General features: G+C 34.5%; 22 protein-coding genes and 2 pseudogenes. 5 read left to right on the forward strand and 19 right to left on the reverse strand.

Annotated elements, in window-relative coordinates; genetic code table 11:
- Nucleotides 1–194: 194 nt before the first annotated feature.
- Nucleotides 195–554, reverse strand: coding sequence for a helix-turn-helix domain-containing protein (locus tag NY607_RS08470; protein ID WP_259419447.1), 360 nt, complete (start codon nt 552–554; stop codon nt 195–197).
- A gap of 135 nt (nt 555–689) precedes the next feature.
- Here NY607_RS08470 and NY607_RS08475 point away from each other — a divergent pair, with 135 nt between their 5' ends.
- Complete coding sequence (locus tag NY607_RS08475; RefSeq protein ID WP_259419448.1) at nt 690–950, forward strand: ParB N-terminal domain-containing protein; 261 nt, start codon at nt 690–692, stop codon at nt 948–950.
- Here the strand turns inward: NY607_RS08475 and NY607_RS08480 are convergent.
- The 9 genes and pseudogenes from NY607_RS08480 to NY607_RS08525 form a co-directional block, all read right to left on the reverse strand.
- Nucleotides 934–1,416 carry a hypothetical protein gene (locus NY607_RS08480; RefSeq protein ID WP_259419449.1) on the reverse strand — a complete coding sequence of 161 codons (483 nt, stop codon included), beginning with the start codon at nt 1,414–1,416 and terminating at the stop codon, nt 934–936. The two genes, NY607_RS08475 and NY607_RS08480, sit on opposite strands and share 17 nt — an antisense overlap.
- Nucleotides 1,417–1,439: 23 nt before the next feature.
- Complete coding sequence (locus NY607_RS08485) at nt 1,440–1,805, reverse strand: hypothetical protein (protein WP_259419450.1); 366 nt, start codon at nt 1,803–1,805, stop codon at nt 1,440–1,442.
- A 604-nt stretch (nt 1,806–2,409) separates the two neighbouring features.
- A complete protein-coding gene (locus NY607_RS08495; protein ID WP_259419451.1) occupies nt 2,410–2,898 on the reverse strand; it encodes a GNAT family N-acetyltransferase in 489 nt (162 codons plus the stop codon).
- 58 nt (nt 2,899–2,956) lie between these two features.
- Nucleotides 2,957–4,309 carry an NAD(P)-binding domain-containing protein gene (locus tag NY607_RS08500; protein WP_259419452.1) on the reverse strand — a complete coding sequence of 451 codons (1,353 nt, stop codon included), beginning with the start codon at nt 4,307–4,309 and terminating at the stop codon, nt 2,957–2,959.
- Nucleotides 4,310–4,405: 96 nt separating this feature from the next.
- Nucleotides 4,406–4,627 carry a hypothetical protein gene (locus NY607_RS08505; RefSeq protein ID WP_048395860.1) on the reverse strand — a complete coding sequence of 74 codons (222 nt, stop codon included), beginning with the start codon at nt 4,625–4,627 and terminating at the stop codon, nt 4,406–4,408.
- A 45-nt stretch (nt 4,628–4,672) separates the two neighbouring features.
- Nucleotides 4,673–5,089, reverse strand: a complete 417-nt coding sequence (gene arsC / locus NY607_RS08510) for an arsenate reductase (thioredoxin) (protein WP_259419453.1) — start codon at nt 5,087–5,089, stop codon at nt 4,673–4,675.
- Nucleotides 5,090–5,100: 11 nt separating this feature from the next.
- Entirely contained in the window at nt 5,101–6,156 is a 1,056-nt protein-coding gene (arsB, locus tag NY607_RS08515) for an ACR3 family arsenite efflux transporter (protein ID WP_259419454.1), read from the reverse strand.
- Nucleotides 6,149–6,475: an ArsR/SmtB family transcription factor gene (locus NY607_RS08520; protein WP_259419455.1), complete on the reverse strand. Its 327-nt coding sequence runs from the start codon at nt 6,473–6,475 to the stop codon at nt 6,149–6,151. The genes arsB and NY607_RS08520 overlap by 8 nt, the downstream gene beginning before the upstream one ends.
- Before the next feature lie 444 nt (nt 6,476–6,919).
- Nucleotides 6,920–7,024 (reverse strand): annotated as a pseudogene (locus NY607_RS08525) (DNA mismatch repair protein MutT); the annotation flags it as partial.
- A gap of 458 nt (nt 7,025–7,482) precedes the next feature.
- On the opposite strand from NY607_RS08525, the gene NY607_RS08530 reads away from it, so the two are divergent.
- Nucleotides 7,483–7,935: a hypothetical protein gene (locus NY607_RS08530; protein WP_066036717.1), complete on the forward strand. Its 453-nt coding sequence runs from the start codon at nt 7,483–7,485 to the stop codon at nt 7,933–7,935.
- A gap of 401 nt (nt 7,936–8,336) precedes the next feature.
- Here NY607_RS08530 and NY607_RS08535 read toward each other — a convergent pair whose 3' ends face one another.
- The 5 genes from NY607_RS08535 to NY607_RS08555 all read right to left on the reverse strand — a co-directional run bounded on the left by NY607_RS08535 (nt 8,337) and on the right by NY607_RS08555 (nt 12,722).
- Complete coding sequence (locus NY607_RS08535; RefSeq protein WP_259419456.1) at nt 8,337–8,810, reverse strand: EVE domain-containing protein; 474 nt, start codon at nt 8,808–8,810, stop codon at nt 8,337–8,339.
- Between the two features lie 11 nt (nt 8,811–8,821).
- Nucleotides 8,822–9,358, reverse strand: coding sequence for a DinB family protein (locus NY607_RS08540; RefSeq protein WP_237900903.1), 537 nt, complete (start codon nt 9,356–9,358; stop codon nt 8,822–8,824).
- Between the two features lie 67 nt (nt 9,359–9,425).
- The gene (locus NY607_RS08545; RefSeq protein WP_237900905.1) at nt 9,426–10,373 is read right to left on the reverse strand and encodes a helix-turn-helix transcriptional regulator; all 948 of its coding nucleotides are present in this window, start codon (nt 10,371–10,373) and stop codon (nt 9,426–9,428) included.
- Nucleotides 10,374–10,865: 492 nt separating this feature from the next.
- Entirely contained in the window at nt 10,866–11,279 is a 414-nt protein-coding gene (locus NY607_RS08550; protein ID WP_237900907.1) for a universal stress protein, read from the reverse strand.
- A 12-nt stretch (nt 11,280–11,291) separates the two neighbouring features.
- Nucleotides 11,292–12,722, reverse strand: coding sequence for a SulP family inorganic anion transporter (locus NY607_RS08555; protein ID WP_259419686.1), 1,431 nt, complete (start codon nt 12,720–12,722; stop codon nt 11,292–11,294).
- 93 nt (nt 12,723–12,815) lie between these two features.
- Here NY607_RS08555 and NY607_RS08560 point away from each other — a divergent pair, with 93 nt between their 5' ends.
- On the forward strand, nt 12,816–13,367 hold the full coding sequence (locus tag NY607_RS08560) for a recombinase family protein (protein ID WP_237897987.1): 552 nt from the start codon (nt 12,816–12,818) through the stop codon (nt 13,365–13,367).
- 221 nt (nt 13,368–13,588) lie between these two features.
- Here the strand turns inward: NY607_RS08560 and NY607_RS08565 are convergent.
- Nucleotides 13,589–13,827: pseudogene (locus NY607_RS08565) on the reverse strand (hypothetical protein).
- A gap of 802 nt (nt 13,828–14,629) precedes the next feature.
- Between NY607_RS08565 and NY607_RS08570 the strand changes: the two are divergent.
- Nucleotides 14,630–14,776 carry a YrzI family small protein gene (locus NY607_RS08570; protein ID WP_237897988.1) on the forward strand — a complete coding sequence of 49 codons (147 nt, stop codon included), beginning with the start codon at nt 14,630–14,632 and terminating at the stop codon, nt 14,774–14,776.
- A 363-nt stretch (nt 14,777–15,139) separates the two neighbouring features.
- Here the strand turns inward: NY607_RS08570 and NY607_RS08575 are convergent, their stop codons facing one another.
- Together NY607_RS08575 and NY607_RS08580 are read right to left on the reverse strand one after the other, a co-directional pair.
- Nucleotides 15,140–16,675 (reverse strand): multicopper oxidase family protein, encoded by a 1,536-nt coding sequence (locus NY607_RS08575; protein WP_259419457.1) that lies wholly within the window; start codon nt 16,673–16,675, stop codon nt 15,140–15,142.
- 70 nt (nt 16,676–16,745) lie between these two features.
- Entirely contained in the window at nt 16,746–17,096 is a 351-nt protein-coding gene (locus NY607_RS08580; RefSeq protein ID WP_259419458.1) for a VTT domain-containing protein, read from the reverse strand.
- A 356-nt stretch (nt 17,097–17,452) separates the two neighbouring features.
- Here NY607_RS08580 and NY607_RS08585 point away from each other — a divergent pair, with 356 nt between their 5' ends.
- Nucleotides 17,453–17,728, forward strand: a complete 276-nt coding sequence (locus NY607_RS08585; RefSeq protein ID WP_048395961.1) for a YqhV family protein — start codon at nt 17,453–17,455, stop codon at nt 17,726–17,728.
- 550 nt (nt 17,729–18,278) lie between these two features.
- Here NY607_RS08585 and NY607_RS08590 read toward each other — a convergent pair.
- Entirely contained in the window at nt 18,279–18,599 is a 321-nt protein-coding gene (locus tag NY607_RS08590; RefSeq protein ID WP_259419460.1) for an ArsR/SmtB family transcription factor, read from the reverse strand.
- Nucleotides 18,600–18,810 lie beyond the last annotated feature (211 nt).

Raw genomic sequence — 18,810 nt, forward strand, 5'->3', positions numbered from 1 at the left:
CCTGGACTGAGCGAAGCGAGGGAAGCAGCTCGACCCCGCCCGCGGAAAGCGTCCGCCCGTAGTGGAAATCAACGGCTTTACTTTATTTTATTGTAAAAGAAAAAAGACTGTAGGCAAACTCAAAATTCATTGAGTTTGTCTACAGTCTGAAACCACTCTACTGAGTGGTTTATGAAGTTAAAAGGAATTCTTGATTATTTCTCTTTTTTTTCATAAGTATTAAATACTTCATTCGCAATATTTAAAATCAACCTGATTTCTGATTCATTTCTGTCCTCAATTAGATTTTGTAAGATTATAACCAACTCTTTTTTCTCAAAGTACTTATTATCGAAATTTAGTGTGTCAAATTTAAAAATACTACTCGGTGCTTCTTCCAAGCCTTCCGTAATTTTTTCTAAGGTCTGAATGGTAATATTCCTGTCCCCTCTTTCAACCCCAGCCAAATATGACGTTTGCATTCCACATTTTTCGGCCAATTCTTCTTGAGTTAATTTTTTCAATTTCCGAATTTCCTTTATGTTACTACCAACTAATTTGACTAAACTATCCACAAAATCACCTCACATTTAGACTATGTGAGGTTTGTACCATCTTACAGTTACATATAGTATAAATTAGATTGAAATATGTACTTATAAGTACTATAATGTTTTAGTGTTAAATTTACTATTTAAGGAGTTTTTAATATGAGTAATAACTTACCTTCAAATATAGCAATAGAAAATGTATTACAATCTAAGATGCGCGGTCGTGTTACTTACCAGGGCTTTGTCTCATCTCAAATAGCTGTCAATTTTTCATACTCAAAGCTTTATAATGACTCTTCTGGCAAAGGCTATCAACGCCCTATAGATAAAAAAAGATGTAAAGATTTTGCAAATTACCTTTCTCAAGGTGAAGATGCTCTTTACACCCCTATTTTATTAAAAATTAATCTCTTTGCTTAACTAATGCGAAACAATAAGCTATAAAAACAGTGGTAAATAGTAACGCAAGTAATGTCCATCCATTAAAGAAGATATTATTTGAATATGTGTTAAGTAATGGAATTTGAGTTATTTTAGTAACTGAATCATTATTTTCAAAGACTAATAATCTAAATTCTCTTGCTTCTTTAAAAGTAAAGAAATATATAATACTCGAAAGAAGGAATGAAAATATAATTATTATTTTATATTGCATTGTCTTGAAAGTTTTTTTAGCAAAAGAATATGCAATTTTAAATGTACCAATAATCGAAACTATCAAGAACGGGATTAAAAATACTAAAGGAAAGAGTCCTGGATTACCATTACTAATATTATTCTCTGAACTACCTATCAAAAATGGTTCAGTTAAAAAATTAATCAAGTAAAAGGCGATAGAAGTTACAATAATGTTTAAAGAATAAAAAAACAATGATAATTTATTCACTTTTCCCCCTCACAATCTTTAAATTATCTACTCATGTAAACTGTATTGATTTTATCAGATATACTTGTCCAACTTACATAATTAGTAGATGTATTATATTGTCCACCGTCTGGATCTTTATAACCTACATAATTTCCACCTTCAGTGTCATAACCATGTATTAGTCTCCAATGGTAGTTTTCTCCACTAAGTAATAACCATACTGCTCCAACAGGATTATTACCGTTTATCGCTGTTTGGATACCTCCAAATGTTGGTGCACCACTAGAATTATAGTTCCATCCTGCCATGTCATGATTTAAGTAAAGTTTTAGACCATTTGCAAAAGAAATATCTAAAGTATTTTCTGAAAATGTGGAAACCTCATTCGTTTGAATTTGACCTTGCATTGCTTGTATTGAAGTCCAAATTTATATCTTTGAAGTTCTCTAGCACCCTCGAAATCCTTAGCTTTTTGAGTTTTCTTATAATATAACATTAGATAAATATTTCAAACAATTCCAACCATTTCCATCTTACCATTACCATCTTTATTACCCCATAGTCGTTGAAAAGGTTTTTCTGAAATTAGATTCCACAATTCTTGCTATGTAAGTTCCCCCTTGTTATTAATTATAAAAACAAGATAATTAAATCATTAAATTCATCAATCCTTTTTAAAATTGATGATTTTTGGAAGATAAACTTTAAAAATGAAAAAAGATGATATTGATAAAAAATTCTAGATGAACTCCATAATAACAGCCGTTTATAAATGAGCGAGCTTGAAAGAAGGGTACATCTGTCCTACCCATCAGTAACGGAACGTGTAAGACAAATGGAATCATTGGGAAATATAAAAAAATAAACTTTAGAAGTTGATTATGAGAAATTAGGTTTACCAATCCAATGCATAATTGAAGCCACTGTAAAAATGGTGACTATAAATCTTTTTAAAATTATATCGAGAAACTTCCTAGTATAGAATTTCGTGAGCATAGCAGGGAGCGCGTACTATATGTTTAATCTTCTTTCCATTAAAACTGTATCATGCCATATCCCATCTAACTGAGCAATTTTTTCTCTTGTACCAACAATTCGAAAGCCCATCTTTTTATGTAATTGGATACTTGATGTATTGATCGCAAAGATGGATGATTGGAGTGTCCAAAACCCCTCCTTTTCACTCGTTTCTATTAGTAATTTAAAAAGCCTTGAAGCAATACCCTTGCCTTTATAATCACTTGATAGATAAACACTAACTTCTCCCACTCCAGAATAAACAGCGCGTGTAGAAACAGGGGAAATACTAATCCAACCAACTACTCTATTGTGTTCTTCTGCAACAAAGCGCAAGGCCGCATGATGTCTTTCATCCCATACCTGTTCACTAGGCACAATTGTTTCAAAGGTTGCCATTCCTGTTTCGATTCCCTCTTTATAAATATTTAATACCTCTTGTAAATCCTTATTTTCCATTTTACGAATAATTAGTGTGTCCATCCCATTTCCCCCTTAGTATTTTAAAAAGGACTGCTAGCTTGCGCTAACAGTCAAATTTTTAACAACATGTATTTGATTGATTGACAAGATTAATACTACATACGCCTGTTTCTGGTAATTCTAATTCCACACGTTTCGACGCTTCTTCATCTCCTGATAAATAAGCTGTTATGGAACGAACCTGTTCATAGCCTGTTGCCATTAAAAATGTAGGTGCACGTCCATAACTTTTAGCTCCGACAATATAGAAGTCCTTTTCAGGTTGACGTAGTATTTCTTCACCATGCGCCCTTACTGTGCCACAACTATGAACATTTGGATCAATTAGTGGCGCTAATGCTTGCACACTTTCTGTTGCTGAGTCAATCGAAAGGCGTAATTCGCTGTTAATTGATAGGTCTGGTCTATTTCCCGCATTGACAATAAGCTCTTCAAATCCTGTTAATACTTTTTGTTCTCCGTTTATAGTACCAACAATATGGATGTTCTCTTCTTTCTTCACCTGTGAGATATAGAAAGGAGTTATTACTTCAACCTTACCTGTATCTACTAATTCGTGAATGCGAATACCGAGTGCGCCACGTGCTGCCAAAGCATCTTTTTCCTCCCCGCCATAGGCTTCTTCTACAGATCTTTTACGCATAATCCACACAAGCTTTGTTGCAGAATTATCTTTTTGTAATTCAGCCAAAGCTAATAAAGTATTGATCGCTGAATGACCACCTCCAATGACAGCAACCTTCTTATTTGCATATCTCTTAGGGTTCGTATTTATATCTGGAATACCATACTCAATGTGATCTGCTAATGCTTTTTCATTTTTCAGCCAAACACCTGTAGAATTTGCTGGGTTTGGATTCCCCCATGTTCCTGTTGCATCAATAACTGCTTTTGCCTCAATCACACGAATGTCATTCTCTTGTTCTATATAAATAATAAAGGACTGATCTGCTCGATTTTTTGTCTTCATCTTATCATTCAATTGTCGTGAAATCCCGACTACTTTTGTGTTCAATTGAATGTTAGGCTTTATTTGTACTAGCTCAGACAAAGGTTTTAAATATAGATCTATTAATTCATGCCCTGTCGGTAACGTATCTAAATTAGGTTCTACCCAACCAGAAATATCTAATAAAGCTTTAGCAGCCTTATTAATGTTATATCGCCATGGTGAAAATAATGTAACATGCCCCCATGTACGAATATTGTGTGCTATTTCATACCCAGCCTCAAGTAAAATAAATGCTTGCTCTTGCTCCACTAAATGAGCAGCTGAAGCTAATCCAATTGGACCTGCACCAATTATGACAATCGGTAAATTCTTATTGGAATTATTAACAGTCTCTTGGACTTCAATAGCGTTAGTAGTACAACAAGATCCATTTTGGTTGATTATTTTAAGTGTTTTCATCATTAATTTCTCCTCTATTTTCTCTATATAAGCATTCCCTTATATAAAATATATTTTTTACGCCTAGCAGTTAGCTAGACGTTGTAAACTTTGTAATTAAAAAATTTCAATTTCACACATTGTTTTATCAATTTCTTTTATGGCTTTTTCAAATTGCAAACATGTCGAAGTGCCGTAACGATCCATATCTCCTTTAAAGAAGAAATCAAAAGCGAACTCTTTAGCCTGTTTCAAAGTGTAGTCTCTACTATTCATAATTAACTTTAAATAGGCGATAAAATAATCTTTTGTTAATACGCTAGCATGATTTACTGTCATTTTTAATCCTCCATTCAACAGATTGAATAATTGCTAACAGAAGTATTACAGCTGCTCAGCTACAAATTGTTCAATGCGTTTAGCAATTGCATCACGAACATTTTGAAATACAGCCCACTTCTCTTCATCTGTACCTGTCGCTTTCGCAGGATCTTCAAATCCCCAATGCTCACGACGAACGTGAGGAGGTGTCATCGGGCATTTATCTGCTGCATCCCCACATAACGTGACAACTAACGTTGCACTGTTTAATGTCTCAGTATCAATTACATCTGATGTATGATTCGAAATATCGATGCCTACCTCTGCCATCGCTTTTATAGCATTCGGATTTACCCCGTGTGCTTCAATACCAGCACTTTTAACTGTCCAATTGGTTGGTAGTAGCTTTTTTGCCCATCCTTCAGCCATCTGACTACGGCATGAGTTCCCAGTACACAAAAAATAAAGTGTATTTGTCATAATATTGCTCCCTATTTAATAGTTTTAAAGTATTTTTTCTGCCAACGTAGGGCAACCCATACAAGTCCTATGAGTACAGGTACTTCTACAAGTGGACCAATCACAGCGGCGAATGCCACTCCACTGTGAAGGCCAAACACGCCAACTGCCACGGCAATCGCTAACTCGAAGTTGTTACTTGCAGCCGTAAAAGAAAGTGCTGCTGTGACAGGATAAGATGCGCCAGCTTTACGTGAAGAGAAGAATGAAACAACAAACATGATTACAAAGTAAATAAATAATGGAATAGCAATTCGTACTACATCGAATGGTAGTTCAACTAATTGCTCACCTTTTAAGGCAAACATCATCACAATCGTGAACAGCAGTGCAATTAGAGTCAGTGGTGAAATTTTCGGTAAGAACTCTTCCTCATACCACTGTTTCCCTTTTGCTTTAATCCCTATCCAACGTGTGAGGAACCCTGCAGCAAATGGTATCCCTAAGTAAATTAGAACGCTCTTTGTAATCTCCCACATAGAAATAGATACATGGAAATTCTCTAGACCAAACCAACCAGGTAATACATTTAAGAAAAAGTAAGCAAAAATTGAATAAGTCACGATTTGAAAGATGGAGTTAAACGCAACTAAACCAGCTACATATTCACGGTCTCCACGTGCTAAATCGTTCCATACAATGACCATTGCAATACAACGAGCTAAACCAATCATAATCAGCCCAGCCATATACTCTGGATAATCGTGCAGGAAGATGATGGCTAAAAAGAACATTAAGAACGGTCCGAGTAACCAGTTTTGAAAAAGAGAAAGTAAAAGCACTTTCCAATCCTTAAACACACGCCACATTTCTTCATACTTTACTTTCGCTAATGGTGGGTACATCATGACAATTAACCCGATAGCAATCGGTATGGATGTTGTGCCAATAGACATGGCCTCTAATGCTTCTCCAATATTAGGCATTGTCAAACTTAATAAAACACCTATTCCCATCGCAACAAATATCCATAAGGTAAGGTAACGATCTAGAAAAGAAAGCTGCTTGGTTAAAGAGTCATTACTCATTTATATTTCCCCCTACATGGCAACAATCTGTGCCACAGTTACAACCCTTTAAAGGCTGAATTTGTTCGATGATGCCCTTCATCAATGGCGTTTGATCCTCTACTAAACGGTAATGTTTCCAAGTCCCTACTTTTCGTTCCGTAATAATGCCTGCCTCCTTTAATTTTCGTAAATGTTGACTAACAGCTGGTTGCGATATTCCGAGAACATCTACAAAATCACATACACATACCTCCCCATTCTTCATGCATGCAAGTAATTTAATGCGATTTAAATCTGCAGCTGCTTTTAGTTGTTTTTCAATTAGTGTATTTTCCATTTATCTGCACTCCTTATATAATTATTTGCTTATATATTATTTTAAATAAAATCACCTCGTTAAAGAAAGGTGAATTAATCCGTATATAACTATATTCTTATATTATGATTTAATGTTTTGAATTGCAACAGATTTTTACCCAATTTGACGTTGCTTTGAGATAAAGTTTGAGCAAAAATGCCTCGCAAACCCTTATGTTATGATAAATAAGAAGAATTCCTTTTGAAAAAAGATTGATCAAAAGGGATACCTCTTGAGCAGTTTTAAGTTAGGTTTTTATAAAAAAGTTTGATTGTTTTCTACATGTGTTACTCCACTATCGCGCCCTATTATGGAAAATGTATAACTAATATTTCACCTGCATATTATCTTGTAGTATTTTCTCTGCAAGTTTAATGTTTTCTTTTAGAAATAAAGGTAGTTCCGTATGTGCAAGAACCTCTCTACTAATGAGAGACCTCCACCAGCATGCTCCTCCTTTTCACTTCTACGGATTAAAAGCCATTTCTCATTGCGACGAATAGCCCCTTCTACATTTACTACAAACATAAAATACCCCCTATAATTTATACTTTATCCATAAACACATAGCCCTTTTTATTTCGTAGACGCATTTTTTTCTGCAGAAATGCGCCCGGTTATAGAACCTTCAAACAATATTCTGTTACTCATATCACACACCAATTATTACCACCACGACTCAAGCACTTTAATTTGAACTAATAATAAACTAATTTTTTAGATTATTCTCAATATTAATCCTCCTAATTTCTCCAAAACCCTTATTCAACAATATGGCACGATTGTGGAACAAGAAAAAATCTTGCTTTTATATTTTGTGTAAACATTGAGCTTTAGAGATTAAAAGTCGATAAAAACGCGACAACTTTAAAAACTAATCCCTTGATTTTTGTTAAAATGTAAATAAGGTTTTTTTGCTTTTATGTTAAAATTTTGTAAAATAAAACGGAAGACACATATTTTTACAACTTGGGAGGGGCTATATTATGCGAAGTAAACGAATTAAATTAGCAATTGTCGCAATTATTCTTGTCCTTTGTATAACTGGTATTCTATTTTATTCAGAATATGGAACAAAGAATTTTGGAGATGAACTCATTACAAACACTGATAAATTTGAAGAAGTTGTTGATAGCATTTCCGTTTGGGAAATGAACGGTGGTGTAGATAACAAAAATATATTTATCGTAAACAAAGACGATGAATTATATAACGAAGTACGCAGCATTTTGAATAATTGGGAAGCAAAACGAACTTTATTCAAAAGTATGGATGTCTCTAACTCTTATTACAAAATAGTTTTCACTAATAACGACGATACTACTAATCCAATTAATATATTAATTTCAAAAGATGGTATGGTTAACATTAACTCAAGAGAATACGAACTTGTCAAAGGCGATTTAGTTGAATTACTTAATATCGCTAACTATGAATAATCAATCGAGAATGATGAATCTCAAGTACCTTGTATTCCGCTGCAAGTTCGCATGGATTGGTGGAATGCTTGTTGTATGGTGAAGTCCTAAATTTTCTGATTTCTGATTCGTGCAATCATTGCGGAAAGCTCCGTAAGCTAAATAGATCTTTTATTTTACATCTATATGGTTAAGTGAACCAAGATGTAAACAATTATAAATGGTGACTGTTTTTAATAAAGGCGGCCTTCCACAAACTAATCTGTGGAGGACCGCTTTTAATTTGTTCTTATTTACTTAACAATCCTCGTCTCGTGAATTCAGAAGAACAGAACGCTATTCAACAATAGCGTCCAATTGTTGAAGATTGTTATCTAACTAAAGCACTCTAAAGTTTAAGTGAAACTGTTCACAACTTACAATCAGTGTTTTAGGAACTCGGATAACGCCTGTTCCTCACCATCTAACATCGAAGTAACGATTATCATAAAATCTTCAGCTCCAATTTCAAAATGACCTCGACGGAATGGTAACCCCCAATTGCGATTTCCATGCGTAAAAGTGAGCTGGTTTAACAACAATGCAATCTTAACTTCTCGACAAGGAATATAGCGCATATCTCTGCGAAATGGCACAAACGACTCCGACACTTGATGTTTGTAAGCACCGTTATCCGTAACCTGAGCAATAGCAGTAAATGCTTGAACTGGCTTCCCTTTGGACATGTCTGTGCGAGGGGAATAGTATATCAGCCAATCACCTGGAGACATTTTACGCAAAGGTGCTGCCTTACCGTGACATAACTGTGCAAAACCACCTTCTATGGCTAAATTCACATGAGAAGCGGATACAACGCCAATCCAATATCTGCTTTTCTGACTTGTTATATTCGACATGATGCATCCCCCTACTCTTCAAATACTAAACTTTTCAACCGATCCAGTTGTAAAAAATGATGTCTGTAATGCATTTCAATCAACATAAACCACTCCTGCGCGTTTAAAGCACCAAACGCCGGATGAAGTATCTTGTTACTTACAGGCACTTGAAGTAGCACTGATTCCGTATTCCTCATCCGTTCCACTACACTGTGAAGTCCTTCTACCAAATGCTCCATGCTCTCTGGTGGTTGCGGAGTATAGTTTGGCGAAGCAGGGACCTTAATACGAACAGCAGGAAATTGTTCTAGTTTAAAAACAATCTTACCCTGCTCAGTTTTTTCCATCGCTGGGTTCAATGTCGATTCGCTACCAGCTAAACATTGCTCGACATTATGTAGATGCATGAAAGCTGATTGAATTAAATGTACATACATCTGTCCTATGGACCAATCTTCTTCGCTTTGCTTTCTATGTATTTTATCCATATTGAGTTTTGTCAGTTCTGCCAAATATCTTTCTACTGTAAGTTCAAATGACTTCAATACTTCCTTTGTACTTTTCATCCTTCAAGCAGCTCCTCTTCATCTTGGTATAGTCACAGTATAAAAGAACACTACTGACAGGTGTATGTCAGTAGTGTTCTAGAATTTTTTTCGCTACTTCCCGAATCTTGAAGCGTAAAGACTTCGGCTCAATCACCTCGATATCTCCGCCCCAGCCAAGTAAATGCTGTAATAGTTCCTCTGGATACCGAACACGAAATTGAAAGATTACATCCTCCTTCCGCTCCTCAATAGATTCAATATAAAAATTTACTGCCTCAATGATTTTGTCGGCAATTTCGGGGTTTGCCCTCATTATTATTCTTTCATCTCGATTGTCAGGTGGCCGATAGCTACTTAGGTCAAAATCATTTGGTAAAAGAAATTGATCCTCCAACACAGAAAGCTCGGACATCCGAGACAAGCGGAAATGTCGCATTTCTTGCCTCATATCACAGTATGCTAGTAAAACCCAATTTTCATGGACAAGTGTTAATCCATATGGAGAGACCACACGTTTATTTTTCCGATTCCCATCTGTTCCTGGCATTTTTTTAATATACATAAAACTGATTTTGCACTGTTTTAAAATTGCATCGCGAACTTGATTAAGATACGTTTTTACCCGCTCTTCAGTTGACTGCTCACCTATATAAAGCAGTCGCATTGTTTCCCGAACAAGCCTTGACTCGTTACGAACTGACTCCGACAAAGTAGCCTCGATTTTACGCTTAGCGGACCTTGCATTAATACCATAATCTGTATCCAACCTTTGCTCGATAAAATCAGCTCCCATGAGCAGGGAGACGGCCTCTTCGGCTGTGAACCTAACCGGGGGTAGGAAATATCCTTCCATTAAGGAATAACCCTGACCAGGGGCACCTAAAATCGGAACCCCAGCCTCACTTAGTGCTTGAATATCCCTATATATGGTACGCACACTTGTCTCAAATTGAGAAGCTAAATCTTCTGCTCTCAATGTTTTGCTTCGCTGTAATTCAAGCGTGATCGCAAGCTGCCTCTCCGTTTTATTCATTTTTTTCCTCCACAATTTCAGCATTCTATTACAGTACTTGCCCAATAATTGAATAACAGCAAGCAATGTATTGGGGCTATATCCCTGGTTTCGTTTGTATGCCTCCTAATGATATCAAAGCTTGCTTAGAATCATAGTACAACACATTATTGGAACAATTAATAATAGTTGCTTCGATTAGGAGGTTTTAAACACCATTCAACTAGATTTCCCTGTTAAAACAGGTATTCACGTAATAATTCTTCAGTAATTTTAATCATCCCTAATCTCAATTTGCAGGTATGTTTCTTATAATATCCTAAAAATAATTTTTGTACTAAACTGCCCGTTTGTTAAACAAAACATCCTGCATATCAATACAGGATGTTTAAACAAGCTTTATTATAAATGATCAATCTTTTATATAAAACTACGATGGCTACCCGTGAATTTTTCATACACAAGTTAAATTTTCCATAATATCCCCATTTTCTATAAATCAATATAGCTTGCCTATTTCACTATTAAAGCTGGGCAATGAACATGTTTCATAACTTTATGGCTTACACTTCCTAACACCATCTCTTGTAAAGTATTTAAGCCTCTGCTACCTATGATAACTAGATCAACTTGCTTTTCATTTGCATACTTCACAATTATAGGACCAGGTGTACCATGTAAAATCGTTAATTTGAAGTTACTCCCAGCAACTCTTAAAACTTCTTCTACTAGTGCTACCTTTCGTTTACGTTCTAATAATAAACTTTCACTAGATACAGCATGTAACACTTCTGTTTTCGCCTTTTCAAAATCTGCCACGTACACCATTTCAATCAGTGAATTCTCAGAAGCAATTTTGACTGCCTCTTTTGCGGCACGCACTGAATTCTCAGAACCATCAACAGCCAATAAAATATATTTATACATAAAGTATCCCCCTTAATGTGATACACCTACATTTAATAATTGGTTATATAATTTTTCACTCGCTGGATTCATGCCAATGACTTTCACAGTTTTCCCCTGCTCTTCTAATTTCGTAACGACTTTTACGACTGCCCCAACTGCTGATTCATCCCATAAATGGCTACTTGTTAAGTCGATTGTAACGATATCATCCTTAACTACTTCAATTGTTTGGACAAATTTTTGAGTAGACGCAAAGAATAAAGGACCTTCTACAATAAATTTATCGTTATCTTGATGTATTCGTACCTTTGAAATCGTTGCAACAAAGAATAAAGAACTTAAAATTACGCCCAATACAACTCCAATCGCCAAGTTATCTGTATAGACAACTACAGCTACGGTTGCAAGCATAACGAATGCCTCACTTTTAGGTGCTTTGACAATATATTTAAACGATCCCCAATCAAATGTACCAATACTTACCATGATCATAATTCCTACAAGTACTGGCATTGGAATATCGACCACGATGTTGCCAAGTACCAGGATTAAGAACATTAGGAACATCCCAGCCACAAGTGTTGATAGGCGTCCTCGACCACCTGATTTTACGTTAATCATCGACTGTCCGATCATTGCACATCCTGCCATACCACCAAAGAAACCGTTAACGATGTTTGCAATTCCTTGTCCACGTGCCTCAATATTTTTATTGGATTTTGTATCCGTCATATCATCAACAATTTGTGCGGTCATTAGTGATTCCATTAACCCAACAAGCGCTAATGCTAGTGCGTAAGGGAAAATAATTACTAACGTTTCAAAATAAAATGGTACGTCTGGAATGAAAAAATGCGGTAAGCTCTGTGAAATTGCTCCTAGATCTCCTATCGTTTTTAGTTCAAAATTAAAAATGAATGTTACAGCCGTTAACATAATAATCGCAATTAACGGTGCAGGTATTGCTTTAATGAATCGAGGTAAAATGTATACGATACATAATGTGACCACGATGAATATATACGTTATATACCCTTCTCGAAAAAAGTGTGGTACTTGAGCCATGAAAATTAAGATTGCTAGTGCATTAACAAAGCCAATCATGACCGAATTTGGTATAAAACGCATGAGCTTAGCAATTCCAAATACACCAAATAAAACTTGAATAATTCCTGTTAAAATGGTTGCTGCTAATAAATATTGTAACCCATGGTCTGCCACCAAATCTGCAATCACGAGTGCCATTGCTCCTGTTGCGGCAGAAATCATTCCCGGTCTTCCCCCAACAAATGCTATAATAACAGCAATAGAAAATGACGCATAAAGTCCGACCATTGGATCGACACCAGCAATGATAGAAAAGGCAATTGCTTCTGGTATAAGTGCTAAGGCAACGACAATCCCTGACAAGATGTCACCACGCACATTACCAAGCCATTGTTGCTTTAAACTTTGCATGATATTCTCCTTCTTTACTAAAATATAATCTTCGAATATCATAGCACACTTTTCCCAAAAGGGAACCTTTACGGAACTAAAATGGAGTGAAATTATATGATTTATGGTTATCAACGACCCTTATTTAATGATGAGGATATGCAAATTCAAACTGCTGCTTTAAAGAATTGTGACCATCTATTTACTGAAAATCATGGTCGTGCGAAAAAGCGATTAGTTCTTGAAGAATTACTCATGACCATAGAAAAAGACGATACCATTCAGGTACTTCGTTTCTTTAGCATTGCGGATACAACTAGGCATTTAGAAGACCTACTAAAAATTTGTAAAAGAGATCAAGTAACAATTCATTTTATGGAGGAAAATATTACGTCCACACAAATTCTTGAAATGCCACTAGAGCAAGTTTTACAATTCTTTTTAACATTTCAAAGTGATATCGTAAAGCAATCAACTACTTTGGGAATGGCTGAAGCAAAAGCAAAAGGAAAATCAATTGGGCGACCTAAGAAATCAGATGAAAATATAAAAAAGGCAATTGAGATGTATCAGTCTGGCAACACATTATTGGATATTAAGAATGAAACAGGTATAAGTAAATCAACACTTTATCGTTATCTAGAGTCAATAGAAGTAAAACCACAGTAAATTGAAATCTTTATAACCACTATTAATTAAATAAAAACAAGCCTGCTTATGCGTTAATTTGAGCAGGCTTGTTTTTTATTTAATTAATTCATTTTTACTTCCCAAAAAGTCATATAAAAGAATGGTATTCAATACTCTGCTTCGTTAATTCAATAAAAAATGAGCTGCCTTTGCAATTCCTTGTTCTTCAAACAAAGTACTCGTTCGCTTAAATAATTTTTTCATAAACTTTGTTTGGTGTTCATCTGATTAACTAACCTTTTGTTCAATTCCCATAACGCCGTTTTATTGCTATCCCATTTCAAAAGTGTTACTGCCTCTTCAAAACATAACCATTTATAGTTAAGGTGCTCTTTGGATAAAGCCAATATCCATAATCACTTCTCTTAAAAATTGCATATTCAATAGAATGATCAGTGATTGTATAAGGAAATACCAAAACTTGATAAGGTGCCCTCATTGCTTATCTCCTCCAAAAATAACCTTAAAATTAATTTGTTCTTTCTTTAACTAACCTACTTATATATATATCGAACTAACTAGCTACGGTTCCATTGAACAATTACATTCCTTAGTTATGTCTTCATTATTGTAACTTTTACCTCTTTATTTTTCTTCATGATTCCATTCAACTTGTATTGTCCCTTTTTTAATGTTCACAGTTAGTTGCATCATCGTAGTTTATTTTTGGCACGTATTTTTGTCTTATTTTCTTCGTTTTTAAAATAGACCTCCAACATACCCTACCATTTCAACGTTTACCTCTTTTATTTATCAAAATTATAGTAAAATCCTTAAACTTTCCTAAAGTTCTGGAACTACAATTTTGATAAAATACTATGGGTTTCGTTTTTTCATTTTGTAGCCATACCCCTGTAGAAATTACAGGGTTTGGCTTCCCCCATGTACCCGCCCATTAATAACAGCTCTTGCTTTAATAATTAGGAAAGCTTTGTAAAAGATGTTTACAAACAACTTAAATTTAGATATACTTACAAAGTAAACAAAAAATTCTTAAGGAGGTCGAATAAAATGATCGTTATCGTTAAATTGATGTCATTGGTAGCTACAACTTCATTAAAAATGAAAATCACACATTCGACCGCATCGGAATGGATCGCTTAAGGTTTTTTTGTAAATAAGCATACCCATACCGCAGGGAGAAGTGTGCCCCTGCGGTATTTTTGTGCCTTTTTTCACCGTAGAGGAGTCTCTCTACGGTTTTTTTCATTTTTCATGACAATTTAAGGAGGTGATAATAAATGATATTAAACTTTTTTGCGCTCACGATAACTATTACAAAACGTAAGGTCTCTCTTGAGAAAGCACTTCATGATGAATATGTGAAAAAAATCTTTGAAGAGAACCGAAAAAAAATTGACGATTATCTTCGTATTCGTCAATATTAATCTTGTTAATTAAAAAACATGAAAGGTGGTAATTGAAATGTTTTATATGATCAAAAGACGTCATGAAGTTTTATGGCTGGAGAAAGACACAACCACCAGATGGAGTAATATAAAGTGATAATATAGCTAATTTTATAATCTCAGTTTAGCTAACCCGTTCTAATCTAGGACGGGTTGCTTCAGGAGTTTTTTTGCACTTTTAATTGTTAAGTTACAAAAAAGTCGTATCCTAGAAGTCTTTAAAGCAACAGAAAGCATCTAAATGGCACGAAATGGCTTTATCTGGTGTTTGAAGTCGTTTAAAATCCACTCTTGAATGACATCTAAAAAACCTCCAAATATATGGAGGTTTTTAAACTATTTTTATTTTACTTCAACTTGACCCATCATCCCATTTTCTTCATGTTCAAGGACATGGCAATGGAACATGTAAATGCCCTTATTATTGAACTTCACTGCTAATTTAACTGTTTGACCAGCTTCAACTGAAACAGTATCCTTCCACCCTTTTAAATTTAAAGGAGGTTCTTTCCCATCAATCGACACGATTTTAAATTGAGTGCCATGTATGTGGAAAGGATGTGTCATGCCACCCATCATATCAGGTTTATTATAAATTTCCCAAATTTCAGTATCTCCCTGTTTTTGAGTGAAATCAATGCGATTCATATCAAACTGTGAACCATTGATTGAAACCATTGTGCCCATACCAAAAAGTTCAAGTTTCTTTGTAACTGGTAAGGTTTTTTCCTCTTCCGTAACACCAAAATCATTTAATTTTTGTGCAATGTTACTTGTACTTGCAGCTTTTTGTTCAATTTTAAATGGTAAAAGGGTAATTCCTTCTTCATTTATTAATGCTATATCAGTTTTGTCATCCATCTTTGAAAAATCCACTATTACCTCTGCTCGCTCACCTGGTGTTAAGGTAATTTCTTTCATATCAGTTGGTTGATTTAAGAAACCTCCATCAGTAGCAATTTGTTGGAATGTAGCTCCATTATTCAATTTAAACGTATAATTACGAGCATTAGAACCGTTTAATAATCGTAGTCTTATTTTTTCTTTACCGACAGTAAGTTTAGGATTCAAAGTACCATTAATTAACAAAGTATCTCCTATTGTACCATCCTCATTAAGGACTGCTTGATAATTTAATTGCTTTTCTTCAGTAAATTGTCTATCTTGGAATACTAACGGAAAATCATTCACACCATACTCATTCGGTAAATTGATTTTTTGCGAATTTTCATCATCAATATAAATTAAGCCAGCTAAACCTTTATATACTTGCTCTGCTGTAGCACCTTCTGGATGTGGATGGAACCACAGCGTAGATGCTCCTTGATTAACTGTAAAATTTACATCTTCTGTTACACCTGGCTCTAAGACTTGGTGTGGACCGCCATCACCATTTCCGGGAATTTCTAATCCATGCCAGTGAAATGTTGTTGGTTCAGATAAAGCATTTTTAGTTCTAAACGTTACCCTTTGATCTTTATGAATACGAATGACTGGCCCTAAAAAGGAACCATTATATCCATATGTCTCTGTTTTAGTTCCCTTAAGGATTTCTGTCGTTCCTTTTTGAGCAGTAATATCAACAATTCCATTTTTAGGTTCAATAATAGGTGGAAGCGCAAGCTCATTTTCCCCAGTTGAATTATTTAATGCTAATGGATTGTTGTGACTCGCATGACCATTTTCCATGCTACTATCTTTATTATCCATACCCTCCATGTTTTTCATTTCTTCATCACTCATATTGGAATGGTCCATACCAGACATAGTAGAATGGTCCATATTTGAATGATTATTAGATTCCGAATTACCCGCACTACATCCCCCCATTATAATAGCGCCTACCAATAATGAAGCAACCAAAAGTTTAGATTTCATTATGTTTCCTCCTTTTATTCTTTACATAGGCACTATAACAAAGAAGTATGGAGAAATTATGGATTTGTAATTAAATAGGACAAGTATTAACCACTCTATCTAACATTAATAAGATACTTATTACAATTTTCCCTATTAAATTTACTTGCATAAAACCATATACGGCTCCTGCTTCAAAGATTAAGGCTGGTATTTTTCCAATCGTACTAGCAAGCGCAAATGTGCCTAAAGACACCTTAGAAAATGCACTAGTAAAAGTCACAAGACCTGATGACATAAAAGGTAAAACGAACGGTCTTTTCCATTTATTGATTCCTTTTCTATATAAAATAAAGCTAATAACTGCACCAAGTGATTCACCGATAATAGAAATCAACAAACCGTTGAATACGCCAAAAAACACAAGGTTATTCTCACTCAACCTTTCATAGTCCATTTGAAAATAAAGTATAGACTATAAATATGGAGAATATATGCATATGCAGCGTGATATAAGAATTAGAATTTTATTGATAGCTTTCGAATTGAGCATTAATCTAAATAGGGATTAAAAATAAAAATGAGCCGTGTTTCAACTATAGAAACACAGCTCATTTATTAGGCTAATTCTAAACATTGGAAACATCTTTAATTATATTCCTAGTCTAAGGATTAAAGCATAATCTAACAAGAATATTAAATACGTATCATACATATATTGATTTTAGTATTTCATTAAAACAAAAATCTATTATTCTATTCATGATGGAATTATATTAAATTTTCTATAAAGATAGGATGATGACAATTATTGAAAAGTCGGTTCTTGCTATGGTTATTTTACGTGTATTGTCTGGGAGTATTGAAGTAAGTGCTGGATTGTTGATGCTAAAATTAAATAATCTAGAAAAAGCATTTTATATTAATACAATGCTTGCTTTGGTTGGTCCAACAGTTTTAATCGTAACAACAGCAATTGCATTATTTGGACTAGCAGATAAAATACCTGTGACAAGAATCGTTTGCTTATTTACGGGTATAACACTTATTATTATTAGCTCACATATTAAGTAAAAGATTACTAAAATTCAGCAAAAGCATACAAGTGTCAGAATATGAGTTTGGCGAAAAAATAATCTTCACAACCTTTTGGATCCAAGTTATCTTCTGTATCGAACTTATTTTATAGCATGGTTCCATTCATAATCTTTGTTAAACTCTTTTATGAATCACCTAACATGTTTATTAAATTACTGTAGCGTGTGACGACGCTGCTTTTTTTTATGTATAATTAGCCTTTATTTGCACAAATTTATATTGAGTGTATCGCACGCACTTATACGGTTGTGGCGCTGGTTGACCGTCACGACCTCCCTCAATAAGGGTTACATTATCTCAGTAACCCTTTTATAATTTCTATTCAGATCAGGTAGTTTTCTACTTTGGACTAACCTTAATTAAACCTTTACGACCACTAACCGTATTAGTAAAGATGTTCCTCTATCTTTGATTTTTTCTGTATTAGCTCATTCATATAGTTACGGAACACCCATTTCCTCAAAATTTCAAATCTCCTGCATCCTTCCCTATATATTATGGAATCTGCTTTTATTTATATATATATTTAATCTACGTGGTTTGCACAGCACGCAACATCAGAATGAACATCTTCTAAAACCGTATCAAACATTCCAAGAAGTTCGCGAATACGCTCATTTCTCAAACTATAGTAGCAATATTTTCCTTCATTACGACCAACAATAATGCCACACCCTTTTAAACAGGCTAAGTGTTGAGAGATATTAGACTGATTCCCCTTTAATTCCTCGACGATTTGAGATACTGTCTTCTCTTTCTCTTTAATACACTCTAAAATTTGAAGTCTTACCTTGTTTGAAAATCCATGAATTAGTTTAATTTTTAAGTCAATATTTTTTTCTGTCACAAAATCTCCTCCAATTCATATTAGACTTAGCTAATATGTTTTGATATGATCATATTCGATATCACTAATATGTGTGTCAAACATACTAGCACTACCTAATATGTCTGTCAAAATTTTAAAAAATATGGGTCTCTCTTCAGCTAATAAACGTAGGCATCCTCAAGTTAGATTTTTTACTGTCTGAAAAGGAATATTAGATTAAATTTGGGAC

This window comes from Lysinibacillus sp. A4, assembly GCF_024919535.1.
Lineage (GTDB): Bacteria > Bacillota > Bacilli > Bacillales_A > Planococcaceae > Lysinibacillus > Lysinibacillus capsici.